The following is a 5,659-nucleotide window of genomic DNA, read 5'->3' as shown; positions in this document are numbered from 1 at the left end:
TCCTTTCAGCTGATGGGCATTGAGACCTTTTACCCACACATCGCTGTCATCACAAATCTGATGCCGACCCATTTAGACTATCATGGCTCTTTTGAAGACTATGCGGCGGCCAAGTGGAACATCCAGAAAAATATGACTGCTGCTGATTATTTGGTCCTGAATTTCAATCAAGACTGGGCCAAAGAGATGGCTGGTCAGACTGAAGCCCAGGTTGTGCCTTTTTCAACGGCTGAAAAGGTAGACGGCGCATACTTGGAAGGAGACACTCTTTACTTCCGCGGCGAGGCTGTCATGAAAGCTGATGAAATCGGAGTTCCGGGCAGCCACAATATCGAAAATGCTCTGGCAGCTATTGCTGTGGCCAAGCTGAGCGGGATTGCTTCTCCTATCATCAGGGAAACGCTGTCCGCTTTTGGCGGGGTCAAACATCGGCTGCAGTATGCAGGAACGATCAACGGTGTCGCTTTTTACAATGACAGCAAATCAACCAATATTTTAGCGACCCAGAAAGCGCTGTCGGGCTTTGACAACAGCAAGGTGGTGCTGATTGCCGGCGGGCTGGACCGGGGCAATGAATTTGATGAGCTGGTGCCGGACATGAAAGGGCTGAAGAAAATGGTCATCCTGGGCCAGTCGGCTGCACGTATGAAGAGAGCGGCGGATCAGGCAGGGGTGCCTTATCTGGATGCGACGGATGTCCGAGATGCGGCCCGTAAGGCCTTTGCCCAAGCAGCACCTGGGGACGTTGTCCTGCTCAGTCCAGCCAATGCCAGCTGGGATATGTACAGTAATTTTGAAGTGCGCGGAGAGGAATTTTTGGCAACAGTTGAAGAATTAAAAGGGTAAGATGAAAAAAATCGTATTTACAGGCGGCGGAACGGTAGGGCATGTGACCCTCAATCTGCTGCTGATTCCTAAGTTTATCGAAGAAGGCTGGCAGGTTCACTATATCGGTGATCAGCATGGTATCGAGTACCAAGAAATCCAAAAGTCTGGCTTGGACGTGACCTTTCACTCGGTGGCCACCGGCAAGCTCCGCCGTTATTTTTCCTGGCAGAATCTGCTGGACGGCTTTAAGGTCGTTTGGGGAGTTTTCCAATCGCTGGGCATCCTCATCAAACTGCGGCCGCAGGCCCTCTTTTCTAAGGGGGGCTTTGTATCGGTGCCGCCGGTCATTGCGGCCCGCCTGTCCGGGGTGCCGGTTTATGTGCACGAGTCGGATTTATCGATTGGCCTGGCCAATAAAATCGCCTATAAGTGCGCAAGCAAGATGTATACCACTTTTGAGCAGGCGCCTGCCCTGACCAAGGCAGAGCATGTCGGAGCAGTGACCAAGGTCGGCAGTCAGTCCGCGGAAAATCCGGCGGAGTTAGAAGACATCCGCAGCCAGTTTGATCAAGATCTGCGCACTCTCCTCTTTGTCGGGGGCTCAGCCGGCGCCAAGGTCTTTAATGACTTTGTGAGCAGCCATCGGGCGGCTCTGACAGAGCGCTATAACATTATCAATCTGACCGGCGATGCCAGTCTGGACGAAGCAGCTCCCCATCTCTACCGAAAGGCCTATGCGACGGACCTTTACCAGCCCTTGCTGGAATTGGCCGATGTCGTGGTGACCCGGGGCGGATCCAATACGATTTTTGAACTGCTGGCCATGAAGAAGCTTCAGATTATCGTGCCCCTTGGGCGCGAAGCCAGCCGCGGCGACCAGATTGAAAATGCAGACTACTTTGTAAAAAAAGGCTATGCCAAGAAACTGGAGGAAAGTCAGCTGGATTTAGAACAGCTGCAGGCGGCAGTCGAGGATGTACTGGAGCAGCAGCAGGCTTACCATCAGGCGATGGAAGAATCTCATGAAATCAAGTCTTTGGAGGAATTTTACAGCCTACTGAGAGCAGATATTGACAAAGGAAAGAAATGAGCAAAAACAATCATGATGAGCCAAAGGAAGAGGTGACAGAACACCTCTCCGAATGGCAGAAACGCAATAAAGAATATTTGGAGAAAAAAGCTCAGGCAGAAGCAGAAAAACAGAAAGAAGCGGAAGAAGCTGCCGCCGAAGAAGGAGAAGAAGCTGCCGCTCAAGCGGAAGAAGGCATGGAAAAAGCTGACCGGGAAGCGGAAGAGGATGAGGTAGAATCAGAAGCGGCTGCTGAAGAGGCGAAAATAGAAGAGCTGTTTGATGAAGCTGCTCAAGCAGCAGAGGCCGAACCGGAGCTGACCGAAAAAGAACGCAAAAAGCTGGAAAAACTGCAGAAAAAGGCAGAAAAAGCGACAGCAAAGGCACCGATAGCAAGGGTTCACCTCTATCGGGCCCTGCCGGTCCTCTTGGGCAGCACCCTCCTCTTTCTGCTCTCGCTTTACTTTCTGACACCTCTGGCAACGATGAAAACTCTTGAATTTTCAGGCAATCAGGCCGTTGATCAGGAGACTTTGCTGCAGAGCAGCCGGATAGATGATCGGGATTATACCTTGACGACCCTGCTCAATCAGTCCAATTATGCCCGCAATATGAAGGCGTCAAGTCCTTGGATTGAACAGGTGGACATGACCTATCAGTTTCCGGTTACCTTTCAGGTGACCGTCAAGGAATATGCTGTCTTAGCCTATCTCCACGACGGCGGCCAGTATTATCCGATTCTGACCAACGGTCAGGTGATTGAGCAGGCAGCAGCAGCTGATTCGCTGCCTGAGACTTACCTTGCAGTTGAGTTTACTGACCGCGGTCTGATAAAAGAATTTGCCCAGCAGATGGCAAAAATTTCGGACGTCATTAAGAAGAATATCAAGACGGTCCAGCTGACTCCAAGCAAGGTGACATCCGACTTGCTGACGCTGACCATGTACGATGGCAATAAAATCTTGGTTCCTATTGCTCATATCAGCAAGAAACTGCCTTATTATAAGGGGATTCAGCCGCAGTTAGAGGCGCCGAGCGTTGTTGATATGGAGGCCGGAATCTTCAGCTATGCAGAAGGTGCGGAAGCTCAGGGAGAAGAGACGGCATCTGACAGTGCAACTGATACTGGTACGGAGCAGCCGGCGGGCGAGGAACAGCCAGCAGAAGAAAGTCAGGAAGACGGTGCAGCTGCAGCTCAAAATTCGGCAGAAAATACGGGAAATACCGAAAATCGCTAAATTATATGGAGAAAAACTGCACATTTTCACTTTCTTTATGTTATAATAAAGCTTGGGTAACTCTATTTTTGGGAGTTATTAGTATAGACCGGAAAGATGGAAGATAGAGAGGACTGGTGTAATGGCTAGAGACGGCTTTTTTACTGGATTAGATATAGGAACTAGCTCAATTAAAGTGTTGGTGGCAGAGCACATCAACGGTGAAATGAATGTTATTGGAGTCAGCAATGCTAAAAGCGCTGGCGTTAAAGATGGGATTATCGTCGATATTGAAGCGGCTGCAACTGCGATTAAAACCGCTATTTCCCAAGCAGAAGAAAAGGCCGGGATTTCGATTGGTTTAGTCAATGTCGGTCTTCCTGCCAACTTGCTGCAGATTGAACCGACACAGGGGATGATTCCTGTTACCAGCGATTCCAAAGAGATTACAGATGAGGATGTTGAAAATGTTGTCAGATCGGCTCTGACCAAGAGTATGACACCTGACCGTGAAGTCATTACCTTTATACCGGAAGAATTCGTAGTGGATGGCTTCCAGGGAATCCGTGATCCGCGCGGTATGATGGGCATCCGGCTGGAGATGCGCGGCCTTCTTTACACAGGTCCGCGGACCATCCTGCACAATCTGCGCAAGACTGTAGAGCGGGCGGGAGTGCAGCTGGAGAATGTTATCATCTCACCTTTGGCTATGACCAAGTCCATTCTGAACGAAGGCGAAAGAGAATTTGGTGCCAGCATCATTGATATGGGCGGCGGCCAAACAACGGTAGCCTCTGTCAAAGGTCAGGAACTGCAGTTTACAAATATCTACCAAGAAGGCGGCGATTATGTCACCAAGGATATCTCAAAAGTCCTGAAAACATCGCAGAAATTAGCCGAAAGCCTTAAATTTAACTACGGAGAAGCCTATGTACCTTCTGCCGGCTCAGAATCTTTCCAAGTAGAAGTAATCGGGGAGATAGAGCCAGTTGAAATCACAGAAAGCTATTTGGCTGAAATCATCTCCGCCCGCATCCGGCACATTTTTGATCAGATCAAACGGGATTTAGACAGAAGACATCTTCTTGAACTGCCGGGCGGCATTGTTATTATCGGCGGCGCAGCGATTCTTCCGGGGGTTGTTGAGCTGGCTCAGGAGGTATTCGGCGTACCGGTTAAACTCTATGTGCCAAATCAAATTGGGATCCGCAATCCAGCCTTTGCTCACGTCATCAGCCTGTCAGAGTATGCCGGAAACTTAACAGATGTTGACATGCTGGCTCAGATTGCTGTTCGCGGCGATGAACAGCTGCGCCATCAGCCGGTGTCCTTTGAACGTCCTGCTCAGTCAGTGCCGCGTTTCAACAGTCAGCCTGCTGAACAGCCGGCCGAAGAACCGATTCAAGAGGTTCCGGCAGCCAGCAGCGATGTGCCAAACCAAGAAGCAAAACCAAGTATTACAGATCGCATGCGCAATCTAATTGGTAATATGTTTGATTAAGGAGAATAAAGAGACTATGACATTTTCATTTGACGCTGCCGCCGCACAAGGCGCAGTCATTAAAGTTATTGGTGTCGGTGGAGGCGGCGGCAACGCCATCAACCGAATGATTGATGAAGGTGTTGCCGGTGTTGAATTTATCGCAGCAAATACGGATGTTCAAGCACTGAGCAGCGCCAAGGCAGAAACGGTGATCCAGCTCGGTCCTAAGCTGACCCGCGGACTGGGTGCCGGAGGGCAGCCCGAGGTTGGCCGTAAGGCTGCGGAAGAAAGCGAAGAAGTCCTGACGGAAGCCCTCCAGGGTGCGGACATGGTCTTCATCACAGCAGGAATGGGCGGTGGCTCTGGTACTGGTGCTGCACCGGTTATCGCGCGCATTGCCAAGGCTGTCGGTGCCCTGACGGTTGCGGTTGTAACCCGGCCTTTCGGCTTTGAAGGCAGCAAGCGCGGCAACTTTGCAGTGGAAGGAATCAACGAGCTCCGCGAGCATGTGGATACACTGCTGATTATCTCCAACAACAACCTGCTTGAAATCGTTGATAAAAAGACTCCGCTCTTAGAAGCGCTGAGCGAAGCGGATAATGTCCTTCGCCAAGGGGTGCAGGGGATTACGGACCTCATCACCAGTCCTGGTCTGATCAATCTCGACTTTGCGGATGTGAAGACCGTTATGGCTGATAAGGGCAATGCCCTGATGGGAATCGGTATCGGCAGCGGTGAAGAGCGCGTGATTGAAGCAGCCCGCAAGGCTATCTACTCTCCGCTTCTGGAAACAACTATTGACGGTGCAGAAGATGTGATTGTCAATGTCACCGGCGGATTGGATATGACGCTGATTGAAGCGGAAGAAGCTTCAGAAATCGTCAATCAGGCTGCCGGCCATGGTGTCAATATCTGGCTCGGTACAGCGATTGATGAGTCCATGAAGGATGAAATCCGCGTGACGGTTGTAGCTACCGGCGTGCGTCAGGAGAAGGTAGACCGCGTCAGCGGAATTAGCCAAACAGCATCCGGCAGCAGTGCCAGCCGCTCACAGGCCGATGC

5 protein-coding genes are annotated in these 5,659 nt (G+C 50.9%); all 5 read left to right on the top strand.

Annotated features, from left to right (window positions below; all coding sequences use genetic code 11):
- Positions 1–846, top strand: an 846-nt coding sequence (gene murD / locus STRDD11_RS09190) for a UDP-N-acetylmuramoyl-L-alanine--D-glutamate ligase (RefSeq protein WP_128837120.1), incomplete at its 5' end; no start/stop codon positions are given.
- A gap of 1 nt (position 847) precedes the next feature.
- Entirely contained in the window at positions 848–1,918 is a 1,071-nt protein-coding gene (locus tag STRDD11_RS09185; protein ID WP_128837064.1) for a UDP-N-acetylglucosamine--N-acetylmuramyl-(pentapeptide) pyrophosphoryl-undecaprenol N-acetylglucosamine transferase, read from the top strand.
- On the top strand, positions 1,915–3,135 hold the full coding sequence (locus tag STRDD11_RS09180) for a cell division protein FtsQ/DivIB (RefSeq protein ID WP_128837063.1): 1,221 nt from the start codon (positions 1,915–1,917) through the stop codon (positions 3,133–3,135). Before STRDD11_RS09185 ends, STRDD11_RS09180 begins: the two co-directional genes overlap by 4 nt.
- A gap of 121 nt (positions 3,136–3,256) precedes the next feature.
- Entirely contained in the window at positions 3,257–4,615 is a 1,359-nt protein-coding gene (gene ftsA / locus STRDD11_RS09175) for a cell division protein FtsA (protein ID WP_128837062.1), read from the top strand.
- A gap of 16 nt (positions 4,616–4,631) precedes the next feature.
- The coding region (ftsZ, locus tag STRDD11_RS09170; protein ID WP_241209387.1) for a cell division protein FtsZ at positions 4,632–5,659 on the top strand (1,028 nt) is incomplete at its 3' end.

Source organism: Streptococcus sp. DD11, assembly GCF_001578865.1.
Classification (GTDB): domain Bacteria; phylum Bacillota; class Bacilli; order Lactobacillales; family Streptococcaceae; genus Streptococcus; species Streptococcus panodentis.
Note: the sequence above shows the minus strand (reverse complement) of the source record. Positions and strands in the feature narration are given on the sequence as shown.